Genomic DNA, 25,152 nt, shown 5'->3' with positions numbered 1-25,152 from the left:
GCCGCATCACCGCAAATCCATTCACATACTTCGGCGCCTCAATCGATCGAGCCACCGGTCAACATGCTCTCCCGCAACTCCGAGTGTTCCCGGCTCGGCGAAGTTCTGCCCCGCACGAGGGACGCGAACGAGCGTCGCCTCGCCACGCAGCGAATGCACCGCGTCGGTACTTCGCCGAACCGCAACTCGATCACCCTCCCCGACGACCAACAACACCGGAGATTCGACGCGGTCGAAGACATGGCTCACAAGATCCAGGCGCGCACCGAGTGCGATTACTCCGAGTGCTCGAACGCGTTGCCGTGCGGCCGCCGCAAGCGCAACGGCAGCGCCCACGCCCGCCCCAGCGAGGATCAATCGCTGATGTCCGTCGATCGAATGATGTGCGGCCCACTCGTACACAGCCGCTAGACGGTCAGAGAGCCGGCCAAGATCGATACGTAGCGAAGCGTCGTCACCGGGCCGACGACGCTCGTCGTTCGTGAGCAGATCTACGCACAACGTGGCGTAGCCAGAGAGCCGGATGCGGCCGGCAAGATACCGATTGGTGAAGCTATCCTGCGCGAATTTTCCACTCTGAGCGAAGACGACGAGACCACGCGGTTCCGACACGGAATATCCGTCCGCGCAGGCATGCTCTTTTGGCGCACCCAGCGTTGCCGATACACGCCCATCATGCACTGGAATCTCCAGCACCGGTTCGCAATCCTGATCGACGGAGTTCGGCCATGCCGGCGCAATGCGATCACTGACGTCGCGCATGATGTCCGAGGCGTACGCGAACGACATCCGCCGGTTGTTCGACGGTCGCAGCAGCTTGAGAACATCATGATCGCTGATCGGATCGTGCTTCTCGTAAATCCCGGAGAGCCCATCGATGGTGTCGATGGTCAACAGCGACACGAGGGCATCGACTTCCATCAATGCTTTTGTCGCTCCCAGGCGCGATGCCGCTGGCACAGCACCGATGATCCGATCAGCGCCCTGCGCACGAATCGCGCGTGCCGCGGCACGCATCGTCGCGCCGCTGACGATGCCATCGTCCACCAAAATGATCGTCTGCCCGCGTACGTTGGGCGGCGTGTGAGCGACGCGATACATGTGCGCCCGCAGCTCGCGATTGATGCGTTCGCGTTCGGAAAACTGTCGAACGATGTGACGTGGTCCACCGGCCCTCGTCGTCACCACGACGCCGAACGGCGCACCAAGATGATCGGCGACGATGCGCGCCGCGGGAACGCCCCCGCGTGCCACACCGAGCACGGTCGCACTAGCACCGGCAAACCGCGCAGTCAGCGATTGCGCGAGAAGCTCCCCGCCATCCGTGCGATCGCGAAAAGGAGGACGCTTGGGAAAGAGACGAATCGGCAGCGCAGTCATAGACTCACCGACAGTCGCGTGTAAGCGAGACGATTTAGCATGTGACCAGAACGACGGCCTGCCCGCGCAAGCGGACATCGCGCCCGTAGTCACGAGTTCTATCCGGCCGCGCGCGTCTCCAGCGCATCGTCGGCGTTTCCTATCAGAGAGCGATACAACAGCGCGCGTGCCTTGACCCAGTCGCGCCGCACGGTGCGTTCGGTGATGGACAGAGCGTCCGCCGTTTCCTTTTCGGTCATGCCGCCAAAGAACCGGCATTCGACGACACGCGCGAGGCGCGCGTCTATCACGGCGAGTTCATCCAGCGCATCGTGCAGCTCGAGCATCGCCTCGGCCTGACTATCGCCGGCGATGAGTCCATCGTCGAGCGTTACGGTGCGACTCGCACCGCCACGTTTCTCCGCAGTGCGACGCCGAGCCCGGTCGACGAGGATGTGGCGCATCGCGACCGCAGCGGCGCGGAGAAAGTGCGCACGATTGTGCCAGTTCGCGCCGTGGGTTCGCGAGAACTTGAGATAGAGCTCATGAACGAGCGCGGTCGTGAATAGCGTGTCGCTTGGACGCATCGCCAACTCGCGGCGCGCCGTTCGATGTAGCTCGTGATAGACCAGCGGCAGCAGCTGATCGAAGGCGTCACGCTGACCGGCGCCAAGATTTTCGAGGAGCTCCGTGACGCTCGGAGCTGAGTCATTCAACGCGTGTGGTGCTTCGAGCGCGAGCATGCGGTTTTGAATTACGGGCATTGACCAAACATTCGACTGAGACAGGAAGACAAACGGATCAGACGTCGGCGTCTTACCGATGAATCCCCGCGCGCGAGAAACGTTCATACTGTTTGCGCAGCGAGTCCGGTGAACCCGACATTTTGCGTACCACTCAGGCCGCTTTGCGGCGCGAGGGCTGTCCGCTTGGCGACGCGAGGCGCGTTCAGGGAGTACGATCGCTCGCAAGCCAACCGCATCGCGATCGACTTCACACCCCTCGTCGATCCGAATGTCTGCCGACTCATCACACGTCGCCGCCAATCCAACCCCCGTAGTCTCCGTACTGCGGCGAATCTCGCAAACCCATTGGGTTGTCATCGCCATGCTCGCCGGCGTCGCGCTCGGTTACGCGTTCCCCGATGGCGCCGACACACGCGGCTTTCACGCGACGGATCTGCAAGTCCTGTCGAACATCTTCCTGCGCATGATCAAGTCGTTGATCGTGCCGTTGCTCTTCGCAACACTCGTTGTGGGTATCGCGGGCCAAGGCGACGATACGAGGCGCGTGGGACGACTGGCACTTCGTTCGATGCTCTACTTCGAAGTCGTCACGACGCTCGCACTCGTTGTCGGGCTTGCCGCGGTGAACATCATAAAGCCGGGCGTCGGCGTGAATCTCGCTGCAGCCACCGTCGATGCGGGCAGCGAGTTCGCCAAAACGAAGACATCGATGTCCGGGCTCCTCGAGCACGCGGTGCCGCAGAGTTTCTTCGATGCGGCAGCAAAAAACGAGGCCCTGCAGATCACCTTCTTCGCGATCATCTTCGGTGTCGCGCTGTCCCGCGTGAAGGGACCTGGCTACATGTTCATGCTGCGCTGCTGCGAAAGCCTCAGTGAAGTGATGTTCAAGTTCGTCGAGATCGTGATGAAGTTCGCTCCCGTCGGCATTGGCGCCGCTATCGCCGTCACGGTTGGCAGGAATGGCCTCGGCGTTCTCAGAAATCTGAGCGTACTCGTGCTTACGCTATATGGTGCACTAGTCGTCTTTGCCGTCGTCGTTCTCCTGCCCATCGCCGTGATCTTCAAAGTTCCGGTACGGCGCTTCTGGCAAGCGGTGAAAGAGCCATGGCTGGTTGCATTCAGCACGGCGTCATCCGAGGCGGCGATGCCGCTCGCGCTCAAGAACATGGAACGGCTAGGCGTTCCCCGCCGCATCGTGTCGTTCGTGCTACCCGCCGGCTACACCTTCAACATGGACGGCTCGACGCTATACATGGCGCTGGCGTCGGTATTCGTTGCCCAGGCGGCCGGCGTCGACATGCCGCTCTCAAAGCAACTTCTGATGATGGTGACACTGATGGTAACGAGCAAAGGGCTCGCCGCAGTTCCGCGGACATCGCTCGTCGTGATTTCGGGTACACTCGTTCAATTCGGCTTGCCGCTACAAGGTGTTGCTGTGATCCTTGGTGTCGACGCGTTCATGGACATGGCGCGAACGTCCCTCAACGTCGTCGGAAACTGCCTGGCCACCGTGCTAATGGCCCAATGGGAAGGATCGTTTGTGCTGTCACCCGAATCTCAGAGCGATAATCGGCCCTCGACAACGCTCTCCGCTCCCGCGAGGCTCGCCTCTGTGGACGCCCGCTAGCTGAGCTCCTGATAGAAGCTGACGTTGTCATGACGCTCTCCGGCGGCGTCCTTCGCATACCCGGGGATCACACCAATCTCCCTGTACCCCAAACTTCTATACAGTCGCTCGGCGACCGACCCGCGTCGCGCGCCGAGGATGATCAACGTGCGCCCGTGTTCCGTTGCCGCAACCTGAAGCGCGCCGATGAGCAGCTTGCCGATTCCCCGGCCATGCAATGCTGGACTCACGATGAGCTTTTGGAGTTCCGCTCGATGCTGCGCGTTCGGCCAGCGCGCCAGCAGTAGCTGTCCCGCGCCAACGATTCGACGTTCGCGAAAGGCCGCCACGATCAGCCGCTCACCCGATCTGATTTGCCCGCGTAACGATAGCCAGTAGGCGCACGCTTGATCGTAGTCGAGCGGTGCAAGAAATCCCATGGATGCGCCGCCGTTCACGACGTCGACGAGAAGCTCCGCAAGTTGCGGAATACGCCGAGTGAGATCTGCGGCGGTGAGGCGTTGTGTCGTCACCGGATTCTGGCGCTCGAATGCCGGCGTGGTGTTCGTGGGCTGGTGCATTTCGGTCACCTTCTTTCTGAGTCTCAGATTACACTCGTAACCGCGGGTCTCTCGAGAAACGCAACCCATCAACAAAATCGGACACCCGAATACCGACAAGCAGAAGAATTAGAGTGCTTTAATGTGACTCCGCCGAATCAAAGACTGTCATAGCGAGGTCTACCACCCATGATCTCGCAATGAAATTTCGAACGACCGCGGCGTTTGTAACGGCCCTCGCGATGTGGCCCTGTGTGTCCCAGGCGCAGAAGGAGCCAAAACGTCCCAAGCTCGACGCCCCAGCCGACACGAACAACGCACGCGCCTACTACGATTTCGGCCTCAAAGTCCTTCAGGAGGATCCCGAGAAAGCAGCCGACGCACTCTACTGGTCGACACGGATCGATCCGACGGCGGCGGAGGGTTTCTACGCCCGGAGAATCGCCCTCCTGCTTTCAGATCGACGACGGCTGGTTCGCTACTGGACGGGTGATCGCGGCACCATCCAGTCCAAGGATGTCCAGAAGATCGACTCGCTTTTCTACTATGCACTCACGATCAACCCGTTCATTCCGCAGCGCCTCGAGCGACTGCTGTATGACGGAATCATCGACGACATCACCCGCGAGTACACGAACGCCGGCTACAATTCCGCCGACGTTCGCTTCCAACTCGACCGCCAAGTGATGAGATGGCCGCTGTCCTCGAAGGCCTGGCTCGCCTACAGCGACGGCCGCTACGACGACGCGTTGGATCTCTATTCAAAGGCGATCCACGAGAATAGCAAAAACGGCCCGCTCCGAGTCGACCGCGCACGTGTGTTCTTCAATAAGGGCATGCCCGACAGCGCACTCGCCGAGCTCACGGTAGCAGTCGAAGACCTACGCAAGCGCGACAAGAAGGATCTCATCTACGTCTATCAGTCCAAGGCGCTGGCCGAACACAGCATCGGCGTGATCCATCAGCAGCTCGGTCACACCGATGCTGCTCGTGAGGCGTTCGGTCGAGCGTTACAGGAAGACCTGTCGTACTATCCCGCGCACCTTCAGCTGGCGTTCATCGCGCTCGAGACCAAGGACACCACAACGGCGCTGTCCGAAATGGATCTCGCGACTCAGCTCCGCGGCGACGATCCCGCGGCGCTGTTCATGTACGGCTATACGCTCGTCACAGCAGGCAAGCCGGTCGAAGCCGAGGTTCCGTTGCGGAAGGCGCTGGCGCTAGACCCAGTGTTCGCGGCTCCCCGCTTCGCTCTCGCCGTAGCACTCGAGCGAGAGAAGAAGCCAGCCGATGCGCTCGTCGAGTACCGCGCATTTCTCGCGCGCGCCTCGAAGGCCGATCTCCGGCGTGCCGAAGCCGAAGCACGAATCGCGGCGCTCTCGGCGTTGCCCGGAGGGATGGAGCTCGAGCAGTGATTCGCCTCGTTCGTCACGGCGTCATCGTCACTCTGCTCGGCGTCGCTGCCACCAAGGCGTCCGCTCAGGATTCGCTGCGCGCACCAACGCGCAAACGCACCGTTGCCGAGGACCTGCAGCTGTTCAGCCAGGTCCTCAACCAGATTCGAGTGAACCACCCCGACTCGCTGGATCCGCACGCATTGTTGATGGCGGCGATCGAAGGCATGGTCGCCGCGGCGGATCCGCATTCGTACGTGATCCCGGCCGCGCGACTCGATTCTACAAAGGAAGCAGCGCTCCGCGCCGGCCGCCTATTCCCCGTTCCAATCGACTTCGGCTTCATCGATGGCGCGCCGATCGTGGCGACCGTCTCACCGGGAAGCCGAGCAGTCTCGCTCGATATTCTTCCGGGCGACGAACTAGTCGCCGTGGACGGAAAGCCTGTTGGTGCGACGTCGACGGACGAGCTCGACCTCGCACTGTCGGGCCCGAAGGGATCAACGACCGTGCTCGCGTTCCGGCGCCGGCGCTCCGACGGATCCATTGCGCGCTTCGATCGGTCGGTGATGCGTGAGCGCGTCGCACCAGAATCGGCCGTTCCCGTCTCCACCATGATCGACTCGATCACCGGCTACGTGCGCGTCACCACCTTCATGGGTGATCGCATCGCCGATGACCTCCACGGTGCGTTGCAGGTTCTCGAGAGCAACGGAATGAAGCGGCTCGTTCTCGACCTTCGCGGAAATGGCGGAGGCCGCGTCGACGAAGCCAAACGCATCGCGAGTGAATTTCTTCCGCGCAACGCAGTAGTCTACACGGCGTCCGGGCGCAAAGCAGACGTCACTGACACCGGTCGCGTCGACCGCTCGCGTTGGTCGAGCGAGCGTCGCTATCCGATCGTCGTGCTTGTCGACAACGGAACCGCAAGCGCGTCAGAGCTCGTCGCCGGCGCGCTGCAGGATCACGATCGCGCGCTCATCGTTGGCCGCACGACGTTCGGCAAGTCGCTGCTCATGCAGACGTTCCCGCTCACCGACGGATCGCGCATGGCACTCGTGATCGGTCAGGTGCGCACGCCGTGTGGCCGTGTGATTCAGCGTGAATATCACGGCGAATCGCGACGCGCCTACTACCGCGAGGCAGGACAGAGCTCGGAAAACACGAATCGCCCGTCGTGTCAGACCGACAATGGTCGAACGGTGTACGGTGGAGGCGGTATCGTTCCTGACGTCGTCGTGCCCGAAACGATCGCACCACGTTGGCTCGCACCGTTGACCGAGCGCGGATTGTTCCTCACGTGGGCCGGCGGATTCGTCACCAAACCCGGCGCCGTTCCAGCCACGGTCGAAGCACTCGCAACATCACGCACCGTCGACGCGGCGGCGCTGAGTGACTTCCGTTCGTACGCGACGACGAACGGTGCGACAGTTCCCACGGAAGCGGGCACGGACGACATCCTGTCTCGCGCGCTGCTGCGCAATATTGCTTTCGCACGCTTCGGCAATCCCGGCTACTACCGCCTCGTCGCGCTGACCGACCCTACGGTCCGCAGCGCGATCGAGGCGTTCGCCAACGCCGACGCTTCACTCCGACCGAAGCGCTAACGCCGGATCTACGCGCGTCGCTCGACGCGCCGGCAATAGTGTCGCCACCACAGCGACTGTCGCGAGAATCATCGCGACGGTCGCGTAGGTGAGCGGATCGTTCGGCCGAATACCAAACAACATCTTTTCGGCGAAGCGGCCCAGCAACAGCGCTCCGACCACACCGAGCACAATGCCGATGATCGCCATCGATCCGCCGTGGCGCATCACGAGCGCAATGAGCGACCCCGGTTGCGCGCCGAGTGCCATGCGAATCCCCATCTCGCGGCTGCGCTGCGCAACCGAGTACGACACCACGCCGTAAATCCCGACGATGGCGAGCAACAACGCCGTCACCGCAAACGCGCCAACGAGCACGAGCGGAAAACGCCGTAGAAATACCGATGGCGATTCGGAGATCAGCGTCTCCATCGTCGTCACTCGCGTTACAGCAGCGCTGGGATCGAGTGAGGCGAGCGCCTGGCGAATTGCACGCGTGCCCTGATCGAGCTCGGCGCTCGTTCGAACGGCGACCGCCATGGCCGTCGATGGCGACTGGTCGAAAGCGAAGTACATCGTCGGCGGAACCTTGTCGCCGAGGTTGCCGATCGGCACATCGCCAACGACGCCAACGATCGTTGCGGTGTCGCGACCAAGTGAGACGCGTTGCCCCACCGCTTCCTGACCCACGAAATACGCCTCCGCGAGCGCGCGATTAACGATTGCCGCTGTCGGGGTGCGCGCGTCATCGCCGTTGCCGAAGACGCGGCCGCGAACGAGCGGAATTCCCATCGCGTGGAAATACTCGGTGCTCGCCTGACGATAGCTGGCCGACGGAACGCGACCTGGATCAGGCGCGGGCTGCCCAACGATCGTGAAGCCGAGCGAATTGCCGAAGTCGAGCGGCATTCGCGAAACGAGACCAACCGCCTCGACGCCAGGAAGCGCATGGAGACGATCGGTAAGTCGGTGAAAGAAGTCGACCTGTTTCGGCGCATCGGGATACGAGACGCCCGGAAGCACGACCGTCGTCGTGGTCACGTGCTCCTGACGAAAACCAGGATCGACCGCCAACAGCCGCATGAGACTGCGCCCGAACAACAGCGCGCCCGACATCAGGATCACCGTGAGCGCGATTTCGCCAATGACGAGGCCGTCGCGCAAACGACTCGCACCACCGATCGTTCCGCGCGCCGCGTTCTTGAGAGAACCGTAAACAGCGGACTTCGATAACCTCAGCGCTGGGACGACACCGAAACCGACTCCCGCGCACAGCGAGATGAGAAACGCGTAGGTGACGACGCGCGGGTCGAGTCCCGCGGCGGATAGCGCCGGCAGACCGCGGATTTGTTGCGCCGGCATGAGCCCGACTAACGACTGAACGCCAAGCTTCGCGACGCCAAGTCCCAGCAGGCCACCGCCGGCGGCGAGCAACAGACTCTCGGTCATCAGTTGGCGAACGAGCCGGCCAGTGCCGGCACCGAGGGCAACGCGTACGGCGATCTCCTGCTGGCGGTCGGCGCCGCGGATGAGCAGCAGGTTCGCCACGTTGACGCACGCGACGAGCAGCACGACGACAACCGCACAGTATAGAAGGCGAAGGATCGGTCGAACCGTGCCGACGAATTCATCCTGCAGCGGAACGACGAGTCCGTCGCGGCCCGTGTTGCTCTGCGGATACTCGCGCGCGAGGTCGCGCATGATGGCCGACATATCCTGCGCAGCCGTGGGCTGGGTGACGCCCGGCTTCAATCGAGCGACGATGTTGAGCCAGTGATTGCCGCGATTCGCGCGCGCCGGCGCGCCACGATCGATGGGCGACCAGATCTGCGCACCGCCGAGCCGGCCGAACTGAAACGCGGCCGGGAGCACACCGATGACGGTCGCTTGCGCGCCGTCGAGAGTGATTTGACGGCCAACGATCGAGCGGTCGCCGGCGAACTGCTGCTGCCAGAATCCATAGGTGAGTACCACAACGCGCGGCGCGCCCACGGCATCCTCATTGGCTGAAAAGGTGCGACCGATCATCGGCCGAACACCGAGGACGTCGAAGAAGTTCGCGGTCGTCTTTCCGGCACCGACGGTCTGCGGCTGTGCGCCGCCGAGCAAGAAGCCTCCACCGTGGTAGCCAGCCATGTCGCCGAAGACCTTGTTCCGCGCGCGCCAATCGAGGTAGTCGGGGAACGACGCTTCCGACCGATTCTCGACTTTCGACTGGAAGGTCTCCCACAGGTGCACGAGCGACGACGGCTGCGCAAAGGGCAACGGTCGAAGGAGAACGGCATCGACCACACTGAAGATCGCCGCGTTGGCACCGATGCCGAGTGCGAGCGTGATCAGGATCGTGAGTGTGAAGCCGGGGCGTGAGCGCAGGCCACGTGCGCCAAAACGAACGTCTTGGCCAAACGATCCGAACCATTCGCGCCATGCACCGTTGCGCGCCGCGCGGCGGTCGATCGACGCGAGTTCTGATCGTGCTTCGTTCATGTCGCCATACTCGCGCCTAGCTGCTTGCTCCGCGGACTCTCGTGAGTGGCCTTCGCGCATCAGGTCCTCGATTCTCATCTGAAGGTGGAAGCGAAGCTCTTCGTCGACGTCGCGCTCGATGGAGCGGCGTGTGTGCCCCGCGTGTGGCAGCGGTTTTACCCCGGGAATGCGGCGCATGGTGGTCAGGCCTCAGCGGTCTCGAGGATTTTGAACATGGCGTGCGCGTAGGCCGTGAACTCTGACGCGTTGGCCTGGAGCTGTCGCCTGCCCGAGGCGGTGAGCTCGTAGTACTTGGCCTTTCGGTTGTTTTCGGAGAGGCCCCACTGGGATGCAACCCAGCCGCGCTCCTCGAGCCGGTGGAGCGAGACATAGAGGGCCCGGTCTTCGACGGAGATGGCGCCGTCGCTTGTGTCCTTGATCCATCGGGCGACGGCGTAGCCATGCCGCGGTCCCCAGGACAGAGTTTTGAGGACGAGGACGTCGAGGGTTCCCTGGAGCAGGTCCATGGCGAGACGAGGCTTGGGTCGGACTACGGGTGGAGGCCCTACGAGGCGTACCCCGGAAATGTTCCGGGGAGAAGGATATGACAATGGGCCTTCGTGCGTCAATCATTGGATGGTTCGCGATCGGCAAAGGTTTGAACCCACTGGCATCGAACGCTTTCCGCCGATCGTGCATCTAACAGCCAACACGTGACCAGACCAGCCGTTGCCCTACCACCAGCCTACCGGGTGAGCGAACCCGATTTGATCGCTCGGGTCCTCTCCGGAGACCGGATCGCCGCGCGCGAGTTGTATGACGCGCACGCGCCCCGGGTCTTTCGCCTCGCCTTTCGGTTGACCGGGGACGCTGATCTAGCTCGCGAGTTCACGCAGGACACGTTCGTTCGCGCCTTCAGTCAACTACCTCGTTTTCGGGGTGACTCGGCGCTCTCCACCTGGCTGCATCGGATCACGGTTACGGTCGTGGCCAACGCGATGCGAAAGGTGAAGCGGTTCAGGGAACGGGAGACGGACCTCGAGGACGTCCACCCGATCGGCTCAGACAGTGCGGGCGTCGACCCCGTGCTGCGCGACCGACTGCACCGGGCGATCGATGCACTGCCGGAGATCTATAGAACAACGCTCGTCATGCACGATATCGAAGGCTATACCCACACTGAGATCGCCGAAGTGCTGGGAGTTGCTGAAGGGACCTGTAAGAGCCGGCTGTCGCAAGCGCGTGCGCAACTCCGCGCAACGCTCGCCGACCTGGCACCGGAGTTTGAACGATGACGGACGAACGCTTTGAACAATTGATGCGCGACGCGGAGAAGACATACCGCGTTCCGCCCGAACCGGACTTCGAGGGAATGTGGAGCGCCATCGCTTCGCAGACCGCTGGACTGGCGTCGCGACCGGAGATCGTCGCGCTGCCCGTTCGCCCCGAGAAACGCGGGCTGCTCCACTCCTCGGGTATTCGGATCGCCGCGGCGTTGATCGTCGGTGTTGGACTCGGACGCGCCTCGATGACCCTTGGCCGTCACGACGCACCCGCAGCATCGCCGGCTCCGATCGCCGTCGCCAGCGCACCGGCAACGCGCTCGGACACGAGCCTGGCACGTCCTTATGAAGTCGAAACGTCACAGTATCTCGGACAGACCGCGGCGCTCCTTGTCGCGCTGCCCTCGGAAGTCAAAGCAGGTCGCGCCGACCAGCAGTTCACGTCGCGCGCCGCCGACCTGCTGACGCGCACTCGTCTACTGATGGATTCACCGGCCGCGAACGACCCGGCAATGCGCAGCCTGTTCGAAGATCTCGAACTCGTGCTCGCACAGGTGGTCCGTCTGCAGAACAATGGCAATCGAATCGAGATGGATCTCATTAACCGCGCGCTGGAACAGCGCGACGTCATTCCACGGCTGCGCACTGCCGCAGCCGACATTTCTGCGAATTAGGAGAAGCGCGATGAATCGCACCATGCTCGCCACGTTCTTGTTTGCCGCGGCCACCGCGCTCGGGGCTCAGGAGCCGCCGGTCCGTCCTACACCTCCCGCTCGGCCCACTCCCGCTCCAGTGCCAGCGCCAGCACCTGTGGCGACGCCGACGCCGCGCCCGATTTACATCGCCAGGCCGCTGATCGACCCGATCGACGTCGACATGATTCGCGAACAGGCTGTCGAAGCCGCGCGAGTCAGCCGCGAGATGGCACGCGTCGACATGGACGCCATGCGCGAAGCACAGTTGGAGATGACTCGCAGCGCAAGCCGCATCAACATCGAGCAGGCGCGTGAGATGTCGGAGCAGGCGCGCATCCAGGCACGTGAGATGTCGGAACAGGCTCGCGTGCAGGCACGTGAGCTGGCTCGCATCGACATGAGCGAGATGACGCGCGTAGCTCCAATCGCTCGTGACATTGCCCGCGATGTTGCTCGTGACTTCGAGTTCGCTCGCCCCATCGCGATCGCACCCATGGCACCAATCGCGCCGATGGGGATCAACTGGAATTCCGACAACCGCATCGCACGCCCGTACTTCCAACAGGGTGAGCCCGAGGATTCGGTGTATCGCCTGGCGCACGACGTTCTCAATCGCGGCGACTACGGTCGCGCCGCACAGATGTTCAAGGACATCGCGCAGAAGTATCCAAAGTCGGTCTACGCGAACGACCTTCCATACTACGAAGCGTGGGCACGCTACAAGATCGGCACGACGGAAGAGCTGCACACCGCGGTGAAGCTGCTCGAACCGCGCGTGTCGAAGTTCCAGGGCGTCGTGCTCGCGTCGAGCGGCAACAACAACGTGTACTACCAGCAGCGTCGTGGCGCCAACGACGGCGACGTCGCGGGACTCTATGCACGCGTCAACTCGGCCCTCGCGTCGCGCGGTGATCGTGACGCAGCCGATCGCGTCGCCAAGCTTGCACAGGCGGGCGCGAACACCTGCGACAACGAAGAAATCCAGGTGAAGGTCGAAGCAATGAGCGCGCTCACGTCGATGGATCCGACGCGCGCTCTGCCCGTGCTTCGGTCGGTGCTGGAAAAAAAGGATGAATGCACCGCGCAGCTCCGCCAGCGCGCCGTGTTCATCCTCGGCAGCAAGCGCGGCGACGCCGAAGCCGCCACGCTCATCTCGGCCGCTGCGAAGTCCGATCCGTCGAAGTCCGTGCGGACCGAGGCGATCAACTGGCTGCCCAAGCTTCAGGGCGACGCTGGCGTTGCTGCGCTCGAAGACCTGCTTCGCACCGAAACGGACGAGAGCATGCAGCGGTCGATCGTTCGCACACTGACGTCGAGCGACAACCCCAAGGCCCGCTCGAGCATGCGTGCGCTGATCGACCGCAAGGATGCGGCGATGAGCCTTCGCATCGAAGCGATCAACAGCTACGCGAGCGATCGCGCAACGTCCGACGACGCGGCGTACCTGCGCAACCTCTACGGCAAGGCGGATAGCGATCGCATGAAGGGTGCGATCATCAACGCCGTGTCGCGCATGGGCGGCCAGGAGAATGACCAGTGGGTGCTCGCCATCGCGCGCAATCCGAACGAATCGAGTGAGTCGAGAGCTACCGCGATGTCCCGCGTATTGCGCTCGAACACCGCGATCACGGATGTCGTCAAGCTCTACGACGCCGCCGACAACTACAACGTCCGTTCGCAAATCGTGAACGTGCTCGGCAGCCGCAAGGAGCCGGAAGCGACGGACAAGTTGATCGAGATCGTGAAGACTGGCACCGTGATGAATCTCCGCACCCAGGCGATCAACGCACTTCAGCGCAAGAATGACCCGCGCGCCACGCAGCTTCTCGTCGAAATCCTCGACGGAAAATCCGGCAAACCATAATGCGAATCTCACACATTGCCGCCGCCGCGCTCGTCGCGGCGGCTGGCCAGACGGTGCAGGCGCAGACGCAGCAGAGTCAGTCGATTGCCAATCGCGTGTCGGCGGCTCCAGATGGTCGAGTGCAGTTCACCTTCGCCGCGCGCCCCGGCACGTGTGGAAACGGGCGCAGCTACATCCAGACCGGACCGAATAGCATCACGGGTTCGATCAGCTACAACGGAAACTTCTACGGCAACTACAACGACGCCGTTCGCATCGACCCCTGCGTGCCCGGTCCAGTGCGTGTGGTGATCGATCGCGCCGACAAGCAGCCGCTCTCCATTCAAACGTTCGTTGGCCCGGCCGACACTGCCCTTCGCGGCATTGCCGACCTCGGCCAGATGCGCGCGCAGGATGCCGCCGACTATCTGCTCTCACTCGCCGGCTCCGTGGACGGACGCGCTGGACGCGACGCGCTCTTCCCCGCGATGCTCGCAGACAGCGCGAACACCGCGTCGGCGCTCGTCACGATTGCCAAGAACACGGCACTCCCGCGCGAGACGCGCCGCAGTGCGCTCTCGTACATGGGCCGTTCTACCGACGGCATGCAGACGATCCCGACGAGCGTCACCGAGCCGATTCTCGCCATCGCTCGCGACGAAACCGACAATCAGTCGGTGCGTCAGCAAGCGCTATCGGTGCTCGGCCGTCTCGATCACGGCGCGGGCATTCCGTCGCTCGTCTCGCTTTCGCAGCAGACGCAGAGCAACTGGTTGGCGAAAGAATCGATGTCCACGCTGTCACGCTCCGGCGACCCGCGCGCGCGTCAGTACCTACGCTCGGCGGTGCGCCGCACCGATCTGCCCGACGAAGTACTCACCGTCGCGCTCCGGTCGCTGGGGCAGGACTACGCCACCGCGCAGGACGCAGCTCTCCTCCGCGAGGTTTATCCGACGCTCAAGAGCGATCGGTCGCGCGAAGCCGTGTTCTCGGCGCTGGCCGACATCGGCGGCTCCGACAACATGAAGTGGATGCTCAAGATGGCGCAGGATGGCAACGAGCCGCTGACGATGCGTCGTCGCGCACTCGATGCTGCGAGCCGCGCAGGGGCGCCGATCGGTGAAATGGTCAAGCTGTACGACACGACGACCGATCCGAACATGAAGGAAACCCTGATCGGCATCTTTATTCGCAACGGCGAACGTCCGGCAATCGACAAGCTGCTGACAATCGTGAAGGGCGAAGAGAATCTGTCGCTGCGCAAGCGAACCGTGTCGCGACTGGCTGGCTCGGAAGATCCGAGAATCAAGCAGGCGCTTCAGGACCTGATAGTACGATAGGGTTCGGATCGAGGGGCGGCAGGGTCGTGGACTAATTCGGATCAGTTGAATGGAGACACTCTAGGTCTCGGGTCTGAGGTCTGAGGTCTCAGGGGGAAACGGCGGGGTCAGGCGACAAGCCTGGCCCCGCTTTGTGTTGGCGAGCTAGAGCTCGTGAGACTTCGCGAAACGCGCGATATGGTCCGCAGCGCGGAATGCGAGTGCCTGTATCGTCATCGTTGGTTGGCCGCGGCCCGACGTGACGAAACTGCTTCCGTCGCAGATGAAGAGATTCCGTACGTCGTGCGCGCGATGATACCGGTCGACCACCGAATCGCGCGGATCGTTACCCATGCGCGCGGTGCCGAGTAGGTGAACGCCACCGTCGATGGGAAGCACTGGCTGATTCCAGACACGCGTCGCGCCGGCTGCTTCCATCATCTCCTGCGTGCGATCGCGAAACCACTGCTTCGTCTTCATGTCGTCCGGATGGTCGGTGTACGTGAGCCTCAGCCCAGGACGTCCCCAGCGATCGCGGTGGTCTGGATCGAGCGTCACTGTATTTGTCGCGACTGGAAGCGACGTGAGATGCGACGCGAAGCGAACAGAGTGTGAGTAGTAGTCGCGCAGTGCTTGCACATACTCCCGTCCCCACGCGGGCAGATCCTCCGGAAGGCCGTTGATTGCGAACTGAATCGGCCCGAAGGGAAAGCGCGCATCGATCCCACCTCCTCCGTAGAAGCCCCGCTTCGGATCGGTTTGGTAGAAGTCGAGCACGATCCGACTGGCGACCGCGCCCTTGTACTCGTTGAGAGGATGCTCGAATCGCCCCGACGTGCTCGATGCGCCATTGAACATGATGTACCGGCCGACATTGCCGCTGGAATTCGCGAGGCCGTGCGGGAAAGCCGGAGACTCGGACAGCAAGAGAAGCCGCGACGTTTCCGCTCCGTTGGCCGCGAGCACCACTGCGCGCGCAGGCTGGCGTCGCTCACGACCGTTCTTATCCCAATAGAGCACACCTGTCGCGCGACCATTTGCGTTCATTTCGACGCGGAACGCGGTGGACTCGACGCGAATCTCGCATCGTCCAGTCGCAACCGCCTTCGGAATCATCGTGACGAGGCTCGACGACTTCGCGCCGAACTCACAGCCGTAGTACGTGCAATGACCGCAGGACATACACGCCGAGCGTCCGTCGTACGGCTGCGAGAGAATCGCCATAGGTGCAACCTGTGCGTGTAACCCCAGCGCGTGGGCCGCCCGCTCGAGCAACACTCCCGACGATTTGTTGGGCAAGGGCGGCAGCGGGAACGGACGTGAGCGGGGTGGATCAAACCGGCCGGAGGCCCCCGAAACACCAACCTCCCATTCGACCTTCGTGTAGTATGGCTCGAGCTCTTCGTACGTGATCGGCCAGTCGGCGAAGCCCGTGCCGTCGATTGCGCCGAGCAATGAGCGTTCTTTGAAATCGCTCGGTCGAAGGCGCCAGTAGTTGGCCGCGAAGTGAACGCTGCTCCCACCAACCGCGCGCCGATATAGAAGACCGCGCCCAACGTTGGTTCGCGACGCTTCGCCTTCGGTCGCCCGGAATGTCTGCGTCGGTTCGACCGCCTTGTTGAGCATTGCGAGTTCGCGCTCGATGGCTAGTTCGTCGTGCGTGAACTGCGAGGGCTGTTGCCACGGCCCCTGCTCGAGCACGACCACGTCAAAGCCAGCACTCGATAGCTCTTTCGCCAGCACGCCTCCAGCCGCCCCCGATCCAACGATGACGAAATCGACCGTCTCGTTCGGTCCGTAGCTGCGCTGAATCACGCCGCACCAGCCGTCGGCTCCGCGTCGTACCAACCGAATGGCGCGGCGTAGCTCGGACGATGGTCGATGCCAATCATCGTCCACCCTGTGCCGCTTCGATTTCCGCCGTACGAAGGGTCGGCGAACGTTCCGATCACGACCAGCGCGCGGGCCGCCGCGAAGAACGCGTCGTGTTCGATTTGCCGCATGATCGCGACCTGCTGTTCTGCCGCGAGCTCGGCGAAGTCTCGATGGCCGGCCACGGTTTGTGCTCGCTGATCCAGATCGGCGAGGCCGGCGCGGATCACAGGCGCGTCGCCGGCAAAGAATGGCGTCGCAAGCGCGCGATCGACGAACACAACCGCTCCCGCTTCGTCGGCCCCGATGTCAGTGGCGCCAGACGGAATGATCTGCGCGGCGAACGCGCGCATGGTCCGCGCTTCCGCAGGCGTGAGATGCGCGAGGCTCGAGGACTCCTTGGCGCACGACGCCAGCACCTCGAGGAGTGGAAAGTACAGGGCGAGGCAGCTCGCGGTGACAGCTCGAGTCGAGTCGAGCAGAAAGCGGCGCCGAGTGGGGTCTGTGTCATTCATACATCTTCAGAACGACGTTGTCCGGTCGAAGCGGGCATGCCGGACAACGTCGATCTTGACTTGTACCATTCTTCTAGTACAATACTACACGTGCTGTTCGTCGACCCCTCCGACCCGACTCCGCTCTACGCGCAACTCGATCGCGGCATTCGCGCTGCGATCGCTGCCGGACGGCTGAAGGTTGGCGACCGGTTGCCAACGGTACGACAACTCGCCGTCGAGCTGAAGATCAACGCCAACACCGTCGCGAAGGTGTACGCGGAGCTCGAACGCGCTGGCGTGCTCGCCACGCAACGCGGCATCGGCACGTTCGTTCGCGAGAATCCTACCCCAACCGGCACGGCGACGCGTCGCGATCGCGAACGCGAATTGCGGCCACTCGTCGACCGGTTACTCGCCGATGCGTCGGCGATCGGTGTCTCGCTTCCCGAGATCGTCGCATTCCTCAAGACGCTCGAAGCCAAGACGCCCAAGGAGAAGACCTGAAATGGCTAAAAGCGCTACACGCCGCCGGGCCAAGCAGAAAGGGTCGTCACAAGGCCCCGTCATCCGCGTCAACGTCGTCGCGTTCTTCCTCTTTCTCGCCAGCGTAGCGGCGGGAATTCCGATCACCATCTCGCAACGGAATCCAGCCGGCGTCCTTATCGGGATCGTCGTCGGATACCTGCTCTCGCAGTCGCCAAAGATCGCCCGCCAGTGGGAGCGCGCTGTCGTGCTTCGACTCGGCAAGTATCGCGGCCTGCGCGGACCGGGGTTGTTCTGGATCATTCCGTTCATCGACACCGTGACCGCGTGGGTCGATCAGCGTGTCATCACGACGAATTTCAACGCTGAAGAAACGCTCACGTCCGACACGGTGCCGGTAAACGTCGACGCGGTGCTGTTCTGGATGGTCTACGATCCGGAACGCGCTGCGCTGGAGGTTCAGAACTACGCGCTCGCCGTGAGCTGGGCTGCGCAGACCGCGCTCCGCGACATCATCGGTCGCACGTCGCTCACCGAGCTCCTTCGCGGACGCGAGCAGATCGAATCGGATCTCCAGAAGCTGATCGACGATCGTTGCACCCCGTGGGGCGTGACCGTGCAATCCGTCGAGATGCGCGATATCGTGATTCCGACATCACTGCAGGATGCGATGTCACGAGAGGCCCAGGCCTCGCGCGAAAAGCAGGCCCGCATCATTCTTGGACAGGCCGAGGTGGAGATCGCCAACCTGTTCCAGGAGGCGTCCAAGTCGTATCATGATAATCCCACCGCGCTGCACCTTCGTGCCATGAACATTCTCTACGAAGGACTCAAGGAGAAGGGCGCACTGATGCTGGTACCGAGTACCGCGGTCGAGTCGATGGGACTCGGCGGCATGCTCGGCGCCGCAGCGAACCGGCACACGAAATTGAGTCAGGGCGAAGGAACGTAAGTGTGAGGCGTACGGCGTGAGGCCTGCGGCGGCGTTGCAATTCGGATTCACTCTCAATCGGACGTGACAATGACTGAATCAACAGCGAACATGGCGGCTACACCGGCCAAGTCGTCGTCGTTTTGGGAAGACGTCATCGACATCTTCTATCAGCCCTCGGAGGTATTTCGCCGCCGTCAGGGAAAGAGTTCGTGGCCACCGTTGCTCTTCGTGTCGATCGCCATCGGCGTGATCGTCATTGCCACGTTCAACACACTCGAACCGATCTTCGACGCCGAGTTCACGCGGAATACGGCGAAGGCGATCGCGAAGAATCCGGCATCGGCCGACGCGATCAACAAGTCGCGCGCCATGATGACGACGTTCGGCATGTACTCGATCGGACCGATCACGCTGATCACGATGTTCGTGCTCGGAATCGTGTCATGGATCGTCGGCAAAATCGTCGGCTCCAAGCAGGAGTTCCAGGCCGCGATCGCCGTAGCCGCGTGGTCGTACATGCCGCGCGTGCTCGGCTCCGTGGTGAGCGGCGTGCAGGGTTTGATCTTGGATCCTTCCAAGCTCAACTCGGCGTTCGCTATCTCCATCGGGCCAGCCCGCTTCTTCGATCCCGACACAACGAACCCGGTGCTGTATCAGATGCTCGGCCGGTTTGATCTGTTCACGATCTGGACGACGATCCTGCTTGCGATCGGACTGTACGTCACGGGCAAAGTGACGAAGGAGCGTGCGGTGATCTTTGGTCTGATCATCTGGATCGTCGGCGCACTTCCCGCGCTTCAGCGAGCGTACGTCTCGATGTAGTTCGCGAGTCGGGCTACTGCGGAATCAGCCCGACGAAGTCCGTCCAGGGTGGTGTGGCGTTCGAGCGTATTCCGGGCGCCCACATCACCACGCGATCGCGGCCGAGGCGTTTGGCGACGTACAGCGCCTCGTCTGCACGTGCCCGCATGGAGCCGGAGATGTTCGCGTCGGTCACCTGCTCCGACGCGATGCCGACGCTCACCGTAACGCGTTGACGTCCGCGAATCGTCCGGAACGAATGCGCGCGAACGCTCTGTAGCACGCGCTCCGCAACCACACCCGCCATCTCGTTGTCGGCGTCGGGCAGCAACACGACGAATTCCTCGCCGCCAACACGCGCAACGACATCGCCGCCGCGCGACGAGCGCGAGATGATCTCGACGAGCTCGCGAAGCACTGCGTCGCCCCCGAGGTGTCCAACCGTGTCGTTGATCGCTTTGAAGTGATCGATGTCGATCGCGAGCAGCGCGATTTCCCCACCTCGACGCGCGGCGGCACTCACTGTGTGAGCCATGATCTGATCGAAGCCGCGACGATTCAGGCAGCCCGTGAGCGGATCGGTGTGCACCATCGTCGCGAGTTCGGAGCGAAGATGATTGTACGAACGCCCGAGCGTCGTGATCCCGTCTGGCTCGCGTCCCTTTTCGTCGATGAAGGTGCGCGAGAAGTCACCGCGCTGGGCCGATGCAAAGAGATCGACCAGCATGGCGAGCCGGCGATTCGCGCTCGCATGCAGTGCCATTCCGTTCAGCGCGACGAGCACGAAGATACCGACCATCCATGCTTGCTCCGCCCAACCAATGCCGATGCCACGTTCCCACGCGGCGAACAACAAGAGCCCGTAGCCAACGATCGATCCAACGAGCGTCGTCATTGCGGGCGTCCGGCCGAAAAACAGCTGGGCGAATTGCAGCGCGAGCAGACTGAGTAGCAGCGAGCGCGGATAGAACGCCGGCGCAGTGGCAAGCGATGTTGTTGTGAATACTGCAGCGACGTCCACGAGCGACAGCGCGATCAACCCCACGCGCGTGACGCGTTGACGTCGCCCGATCACCACGGTGAGCACCGCAATCACCGCGATGTATGCCGGGACGATGATCAGAATTGGCCACAGCGGACCCGACACCAGACCCACAAGGCGCAGCGCGATAGAGATTGCGCCGAGTGCGCCGGCAATGAGTAGGCGGCGTGATGCCTGCCAAACAACGATGTCGGCGCTGTTGAGCAGCCCGGCGCGGCCCGTATCCAACGAGCGGCCGAGCATATGTCCAAAAGCCGGACTCCATCCGCGCGAAAATGCGCGAGACGGTTCCGACGGCGAAGGGCGCGCCGGGGTCAACATGTTTTCTTCGTTCGGGGAAGCCTGAGCAAAAGTACAACGGCGACACGTCCGCGCTGTGACGCCAAACACAGACGCGCTCAGTAGACGTGGGACGAGTCGTTCGAGTTTTGTAACGCTCGCTTCTATAGGAGAGCGAGGAGCCGGATTTGGCCGGCGTGATACCCGTCGTGCACCGCCATACCATAGAGTTGTTCGCGCACGGCGTGATCGGCGCCCGGTGGAACGCGATCGAGTTGAAGCATCGACGCCGCCTCGGCAACGGAGAGCAGTCGCTCCTGGTATTCGTCGAGCAGCGCAAGATCCGCCGTCCACGATGCTTCCGACTGATCGATTGGCGACACTGGCCACCACGGTTCGCGAATCTCACGCGGAAATGGAGCGCTCGTCGCATCGTTCACACGTTCGATCAGCAGGTGACGACCGTGCGCGAGGTGCAGCACGAGCTCCCAGATCGAATTGCGATCCGGCGACAGCTTACGCGCTGCGAGTTTGGCGTCCACACCGGCGAGCGATTCCTTGACCGACGGGCCATGCCACGCGGGTCCGGAGTAGACTTCTTTCAACAAGCGCATGAGCGAGTGCTGTGACAAGGGAGTCAGCTGGAGAAACGTGGTTCAGTGGCCCGTGCGGGCGACCGTCTTTCCGGTGAAATTTTCGGTCGTGACGTCGTGTCCCTTCGATAGCGACTCGACGTATGCGACGAGTCGCCAGATCTGTCCGTCGTCGATCCGACCGCCCCATGAAGGCATTCCATCGGGACGACCTTCATAGATCGACTGAAAGACCTCGCCAGCGGTGCCACCGAAGTGCCAGCGCCCATCCTGCAGACTAGGCCCCATCGCGCCGGACCCATCGGCTCCGTGACAATCCATGCAGTTGTACGCGATAAACAACTTGCCACCTTCCGCGATCCGCTGCGGATCCTTTGCGTATGGATTCCTGAGCACCGCCCACTGCGGACGACCGGTGAGGCCGAGTTGAATGTGCTCGGGATGTTCGACGAAGTATGTCGCCTGCGTTCCCGGCCGTGATTGCAGCGGAGGGGTCTGCGTACCGTGCGCGCGCTGGTACGCGACGGCGCCGAGCACGACGATCGTCAACGGGACCTGTGCCGCTTTGAGAATTCTCATGACGGCGCCTTTAGAGCGAAAAGACGAAAAGCATTCCGCCCCACGACGTATATCGCGCGAGATCGGGAAGCGTCGTACCGCGCTCACGGACGTCGTACGGAAGATTCGCCGCGACGTCGCCTGCGATGAGTAAACCCATATCGCCTCCAATACCGGCATAGATGGCGACGTATTGCTTACCGTCGGGCCCGGTGTATGTCATGGGTGCACCCACGACGCCAGAACCGACCTTGAACTGATAGAGAACCGTGCCGTCGCGAGCATCCACGGCTTTGAACCAACCGTCGAGCGTGCCATAGAAGACGACGTCACCAGCAGTCGCGAGCGCACCACTCCATACGGGGAATGGCTCCTTGATTCCCCACACTTTGCGACCGGCGACTGCGTCCCACGCGATGAACTCGCCCTTGTAGCCACCAGGCCCGGCTTTCTCGGGAGCGTTGCCGCCGATGTATGGAGTACCCGCGATGTACGTGACCTCCCTGCCCTCGAAATCCATGCAGAGATTGTTCGTCGGCACATAGAACAGTCCGGTCTTTGGCGAGAATGCAGCAGGCTGCTGATTCTTTCCTCCTTCGAGACTCGGACAAATGTCTTTGACGTTCTTTCCCTGCGCGGTCGCCTTGTCGACGTTCACCGACGGCCGCCCCGTCGCGAGATCGACACCCGACGCCCAGTTCATTGGAACGAAGGGCTTCGCCAAAAGCACTTCGCCGGTCGCACGATCCATGGTGTATGCGAAACCATTGCGATCGAAGTGCACGAGCGTCTTGCGCGTCTTTCCGCCGATCGGCAGGTCGACGAGAATATTCTCATTGACCGCGTCATAGTCCCAGATGTCGTGTGGCGTCGGCTGAAACGCCCAGATCATCTCGCCGGTGTCCGGATCGCGCGCGATGATTGCCGCGCTCCACTTGTTGTCGCCCGGTCGTTGATTGCCGTTCCACGGACCGGGGTTGGACGTGCCGTGATAGACGAGATTGAGTTCGGGGTCGTACGACAGCCAGCCCCACACCACGGCGCCTCCAACCTTCCACGAATCTCCCGGCCACGACGATACGCCGAGGTTGGCGCCGCGATCCTGTGGATAGAATGCCTTGAATCGTGGCCCGAGTTTCATGTCGGCGTCGGGGCCGAGGTTGTACGACCGCCAGAGTTCCTTCCCCGTTGCGAGATCGAGGCCGGCGATCCAACCGCGTACGCCCATCTCGCCGCCGCTCGAGCCGACGATGACTTTGTCCTTGACGATGAGCGGTGCCATCGTGATCGTCTCGCCACGATTCACATCGCCCATCTTCACTTTCCAGAGTTCTGTTCCGGTCGCGGCGTCGACGGCAACGGTGTGACCGTCGAGCAGATTGTAGACGATCTTCCCATTCGCGAACGACGCGCCGCGATTCACAACGTCGCAACAGGCAACGCCAATTGCCGCCTGCGCATTCTCCGGTCGGTATTTCCATTTGAGCGGAAACCCAGGCTGGGTCAAGTCGAGCGCGTACGCGACGTTCGGGTATGGCGTGATGATGTACATCGTGTTGCCGACAACGAGCGGTTGCCCTTCGTGGCCCCGCAATACGCCGGTGGAGAATGTCCACGACACGTGGAGATTCTTCGCATTGCTCGGCGTGATTTCCTTCAGCGGGCTGTATCGGCTGCCTGCGTAGTCGCGGCCCGGGAGAAGCCACTCGCCGGCGTTGTCGTTCGGCGGCGGCGTTGCGATCGTCGCGCCGGACACAGTCGTACGAGCTGCGGCGCCAGCGTTATCGCTCTGGCGACACGCGCTCGTGAGAATTCCGTAAAGTACGACGGAAGGGACAAGCCACCATCGATGCTGTACCGGCACGGCGCCTCCGAGAGGTCACGGCTCAGTCAGGCAGCAAGGTACGTGCTCAGTTGGGTTCGCGCGAATTCGGGCCCAATGCTTACTGCTCGCTGGCGGCGATGCGATCGAAGTACTGGCGCTTGAACTCGTCGAGAACATCGTCGGCAAAGAGTTCGTCGGCGATCGCTGCAATCTCCTCGGCGTCGCGCCACGCAGCGTGCAGCCCCTCGAGCTCGCCCATCATCGCTTTGCGCTCGATGTCTTCGTTCGCCGCCATCTCGAGCGCGAGTCTGTCCACGGCCGGGAGGCGAAAGAGCGGAGTCTGCTCGTCGCTGCCGGTTCCGCCACGCCCCCAGAAGGAACGATTGGCGAGCTGTAGAGCAAGCGTCTCAGAAAACGATGCGCGAGGATGGTCGTCGACTTCGGGCTTCGCGTCCGGAAAGCGCCCCCACGAGGTCCGCATCGCGAGCGACGCGACGCGCGTGAAATAGCCCTCCGGATCGCCCGCATCGTCGAGCTTGGCAATGGCGTGCGACACCTCAGCATGACTCGCCACACCGACGTTGAGCGTCGCCAACATTTTTCCCGCGACGCGAAGCGCCGCCGACTCGGCCAGCGTCGCGACGCCATTGTCGTGATGGAGTTTGAGTTGCCAGGGCGCGTCCTTCACCGGGCGCACGAGCTCCGCTGCGCCCAGGTGGCTGTATCGAACGACGATGGGATGTCCGAATTCGTCGTTCGAACGCAACAGCACACCGTGTCCGCGACGGAAGGTGCGCATGCGCAACACGGCTTCGTCGCTGAATCCAACGGAGTGCGCGTACCCGACCATGGCGCCAGCGGTCGCGCGAGCAATCAGTCGCGCTCCACGAATGAAGAGTCCGGGGCGAACGTCGGTCTCCGGCTCGAAGCGAACGAGCCGAGTGCCGTAGCGCCACGACGCAATTTCGGGAAGCAGCGCCGGTCCGACGCGCACCAACTCGAATCCGCCGCGGAATTGAGCGAGGCCGACGTTGTCGGTGGACATTCGCAGCCGCGTGCCGCGAAAGAGTCGTTCGGATTCATCGATCGCTTCCCACCGCTCTTCGAGCGGCGTGAGGTTCCAGCGTCCGCACTGGGTGCAGATCACCCAGAGTCGTCCCTTCTTTGGATCGTACGCCAGGCGCCGTCCGACCGGAAAGGTCGGCAGATGGTGATTGGCACCGAGGTCGAGGTGGCAGAAGAGACAGCTGGTGTACACGCGAAAAACGGAAAGCGTGAAGGAGAAGCGTCGACCAGTGATTCTGCATGGTATTGGCCAGATCAGGGATCGGCCAGTCCCCTAAGTGTTTAATGGGTGTAAGGAAGCTCCATCCGACGCCACGCTCGGCGGTTGTCGCTCGAGCTCACCACG

General features: G+C 62.6%; 22 protein-coding genes. 10 read left to right on the top strand and 12 right to left on the bottom strand.

The genetic code is table 11. The features are described from left to right. Nucleotides 1-21 precede the first annotated feature (21 nt). On the bottom strand, nucleotides 22-1,380 hold the full coding sequence (locus AC6H4Z_RS02130; RefSeq protein ID WP_497545085.1) for a phosphoribosyltransferase family protein: 1,359 nt from the start codon (nucleotides 1,378-1,380) through the stop codon (nucleotides 22-24). 98 nt (nucleotides 1,381-1,478) lie between these two features. Continuing rightward, nucleotides 1,479-2,123 (bottom strand): ECF-type sigma factor, encoded by a 645-nt coding sequence (locus AC6H4Z_RS02125; RefSeq protein WP_497545084.1) that lies wholly within the window; start codon nucleotides 2,121-2,123, stop codon nucleotides 1,479-1,481. A gap of 250 nt (nucleotides 2,124-2,373) precedes the next feature. Here AC6H4Z_RS02125 and AC6H4Z_RS02120 point away from each other — a divergent pair, with 250 nt between their 5' ends. Next, nucleotides 2,374-3,732: a dicarboxylate/amino acid:cation symporter gene (locus tag AC6H4Z_RS02120; RefSeq protein WP_497545083.1), complete on the top strand. Its 1,359-nt coding sequence runs from the start codon at nucleotides 2,374-2,376 to the stop codon at nucleotides 3,730-3,732. Here the strand turns inward: AC6H4Z_RS02120 and AC6H4Z_RS02115 are convergent. After that, nucleotides 3,729-4,292: a GNAT family N-acetyltransferase gene (locus tag AC6H4Z_RS02115; protein WP_497545082.1), complete on the bottom strand. Its 564-nt coding sequence runs from the start codon at nucleotides 4,290-4,292 to the stop codon at nucleotides 3,729-3,731. The two genes, AC6H4Z_RS02120 and AC6H4Z_RS02115, sit on opposite strands and share 4 nt — an antisense overlap. Before the next feature lie 179 nt (nucleotides 4,293-4,471). Here AC6H4Z_RS02115 and AC6H4Z_RS02110 point away from each other — a divergent pair, with 179 nt between their 5' ends. Together AC6H4Z_RS02110 and AC6H4Z_RS02105 are read left to right on the top strand one after the other, a co-directional pair. Continuing rightward, the gene (locus AC6H4Z_RS02110; protein WP_497545081.1) at nucleotides 4,472-5,686 is read left to right on the top strand and encodes a tetratricopeptide repeat protein; all 1,215 of its coding nucleotides are present in this window, start codon (nucleotides 4,472-4,474) and stop codon (nucleotides 5,684-5,686) included. Beyond that, complete coding sequence (locus tag AC6H4Z_RS02105; RefSeq protein ID WP_497545080.1) at nucleotides 5,683-7,272, top strand: S41 family peptidase; 1,590 nt, start codon at nucleotides 5,683-5,685, stop codon at nucleotides 7,270-7,272. The genes AC6H4Z_RS02110 and AC6H4Z_RS02105 overlap by 4 nt, the downstream gene beginning before the upstream one ends. Here AC6H4Z_RS02105 and AC6H4Z_RS02100 read toward each other — a convergent pair. Continuing rightward, nucleotides 7,252-9,915 carry an ABC transporter permease gene (locus AC6H4Z_RS02100; protein ID WP_497545079.1) on the bottom strand — a complete coding sequence of 888 codons (2,664 nt, stop codon included), beginning with the start codon at nucleotides 9,913-9,915 and terminating at the stop codon, nucleotides 7,252-7,254. The two genes, AC6H4Z_RS02105 and AC6H4Z_RS02100, sit on opposite strands and share 21 nt — an antisense overlap. 5 nt (nucleotides 9,916-9,920) lie before the next feature. Continuing rightward, nucleotides 9,921-10,244, bottom strand: a complete 324-nt coding sequence (locus tag AC6H4Z_RS02095) for a PadR family transcriptional regulator (RefSeq protein ID WP_497545078.1) — start codon at nucleotides 10,242-10,244, stop codon at nucleotides 9,921-9,923. A gap of 225 nt (nucleotides 10,245-10,469) precedes the next feature. Between AC6H4Z_RS02095 and AC6H4Z_RS02090 the strand changes: the two genes are divergently transcribed. Genes AC6H4Z_RS02090 through AC6H4Z_RS02075 form a run of 4 tightly spaced genes read left to right on the top strand, consistent with a single transcriptional unit; the run spans nucleotide 10,470 to nucleotide 14,878 of the window. Continuing rightward, entirely contained in the window at nucleotides 10,470-11,012 is a 543-nt protein-coding gene (locus tag AC6H4Z_RS02090; protein WP_497545077.1) for an RNA polymerase sigma factor, read from the top strand. Continuing rightward, entirely contained in the window at nucleotides 11,009-11,674 is a 666-nt protein-coding gene (locus tag AC6H4Z_RS02085) for a hypothetical protein (RefSeq protein WP_497545076.1), read from the top strand. Before AC6H4Z_RS02090 ends, AC6H4Z_RS02085 begins: the two co-directional genes overlap by 4 nt. A 10-nt stretch (nucleotides 11,675-11,684) precedes the next feature. Beyond that, a complete protein-coding gene (locus AC6H4Z_RS02080) occupies nucleotides 11,685-13,559 on the top strand; it encodes a HEAT repeat domain-containing protein (protein WP_497545075.1) in 1,875 nt (624 codons plus the stop codon). Continuing rightward, on the top strand, nucleotides 13,559-14,878 hold the full coding sequence (locus AC6H4Z_RS02075; protein WP_497545074.1) for a HEAT repeat domain-containing protein: 1,320 nt from the start codon (nucleotides 13,559-13,561) through the stop codon (nucleotides 14,876-14,878). The genes AC6H4Z_RS02080 and AC6H4Z_RS02075 overlap by 1 nt, the downstream gene beginning before the upstream one ends. 144 nt (nucleotides 14,879-15,022) lie before the next feature. Here AC6H4Z_RS02075 and AC6H4Z_RS02070 read toward each other — a convergent pair whose 3' ends face one another. Further along, nucleotides 15,023-16,705, bottom strand: a complete 1,683-nt coding sequence (locus AC6H4Z_RS02070; RefSeq protein ID WP_497545073.1) for a GMC family oxidoreductase — start codon at nucleotides 16,703-16,705, stop codon at nucleotides 15,023-15,025. Beyond that, nucleotides 16,669-17,244: a gluconate 2-dehydrogenase subunit 3 family protein gene (locus tag AC6H4Z_RS02065; RefSeq protein ID WP_497545072.1), complete on the bottom strand. Its 576-nt coding sequence runs from the start codon at nucleotides 17,242-17,244 to the stop codon at nucleotides 16,669-16,671. The genes AC6H4Z_RS02070 and AC6H4Z_RS02065 overlap by 37 nt, the downstream gene beginning before the upstream one ends. 90 nt (nucleotides 17,245-17,334) lie before the next feature. On the opposite strand from AC6H4Z_RS02065, the gene AC6H4Z_RS02060 reads away from it, so the two are divergent. The 3 genes from AC6H4Z_RS02060 (at nucleotide 17,335) to AC6H4Z_RS02050 (ending at nucleotide 19,465) form a co-directional block, all read left to right on the top strand. Then, nucleotides 17,335-17,730: a GntR family transcriptional regulator gene (locus AC6H4Z_RS02060; RefSeq protein WP_497545071.1), complete on the top strand. Its 396-nt coding sequence runs from the start codon at nucleotides 17,335-17,337 to the stop codon at nucleotides 17,728-17,730. Nucleotide 17,731: 1 nt separating this feature from the next. Next, complete coding sequence (locus tag AC6H4Z_RS02055; protein ID WP_497545070.1) at nucleotides 17,732-18,661, top strand: slipin family protein; 930 nt, start codon at nucleotides 17,732-17,734, stop codon at nucleotides 18,659-18,661. Between the two features lie 69 nt (nucleotides 18,662-18,730). Continuing rightward, nucleotides 18,731-19,465, top strand: a complete 735-nt coding sequence (locus tag AC6H4Z_RS02050; protein WP_497545069.1) for a Yip1 family protein — start codon at nucleotides 18,731-18,733, stop codon at nucleotides 19,463-19,465. A gap of 13 nt (nucleotides 19,466-19,478) precedes the next feature. Here the strand turns inward: AC6H4Z_RS02050 and AC6H4Z_RS02045 are convergent, their stop codons facing one another. From AC6H4Z_RS02045 to AC6H4Z_RS02025, 5 genes are all read right to left on the bottom strand, one after another. Next, nucleotides 19,479-20,729 (bottom strand): GGDEF domain-containing protein, encoded by a 1,251-nt coding sequence (locus AC6H4Z_RS02045; RefSeq protein WP_497545068.1) that lies wholly within the window; start codon nucleotides 20,727-20,729, stop codon nucleotides 19,479-19,481. A 200-nt stretch (nucleotides 20,730-20,929) separates the two neighbouring features. Beyond that, entirely contained in the window at nucleotides 20,930-21,379 is a 450-nt protein-coding gene (locus AC6H4Z_RS02040; RefSeq protein ID WP_497545067.1) for a DinB family protein, read from the bottom strand. A gap of 42 nt (nucleotides 21,380-21,421) precedes the next feature. Then, nucleotides 21,422-21,937, bottom strand: a complete 516-nt coding sequence (locus tag AC6H4Z_RS02035; RefSeq protein ID WP_497545066.1) for a c-type cytochrome — start codon at nucleotides 21,935-21,937, stop codon at nucleotides 21,422-21,424. A 10-nt stretch (nucleotides 21,938-21,947) separates the two neighbouring features. Continuing rightward, nucleotides 21,948-23,780, bottom strand: coding sequence for a methanol/ethanol family PQQ-dependent dehydrogenase (locus AC6H4Z_RS02030; RefSeq protein WP_497545065.1), 1,833 nt, complete (start codon nucleotides 23,778-23,780; stop codon nucleotides 21,948-21,950). A 79-nt stretch (nucleotides 23,781-23,859) separates the two neighbouring features. Then, entirely contained in the window at nucleotides 23,860-24,999 is a 1,140-nt protein-coding gene (locus AC6H4Z_RS02025; RefSeq protein WP_497545064.1) for a hypothetical protein, read from the bottom strand. Nucleotides 25,000-25,152: the final 153 nt, after the last annotated feature.

Source organism: Leucogemmata humicola (genome assembly GCF_055379415.1).
The sequence above is the reverse complement of the archived record's forward strand: the minus strand, read 5'-3'. Positions and strand labels throughout refer to the sequence as shown.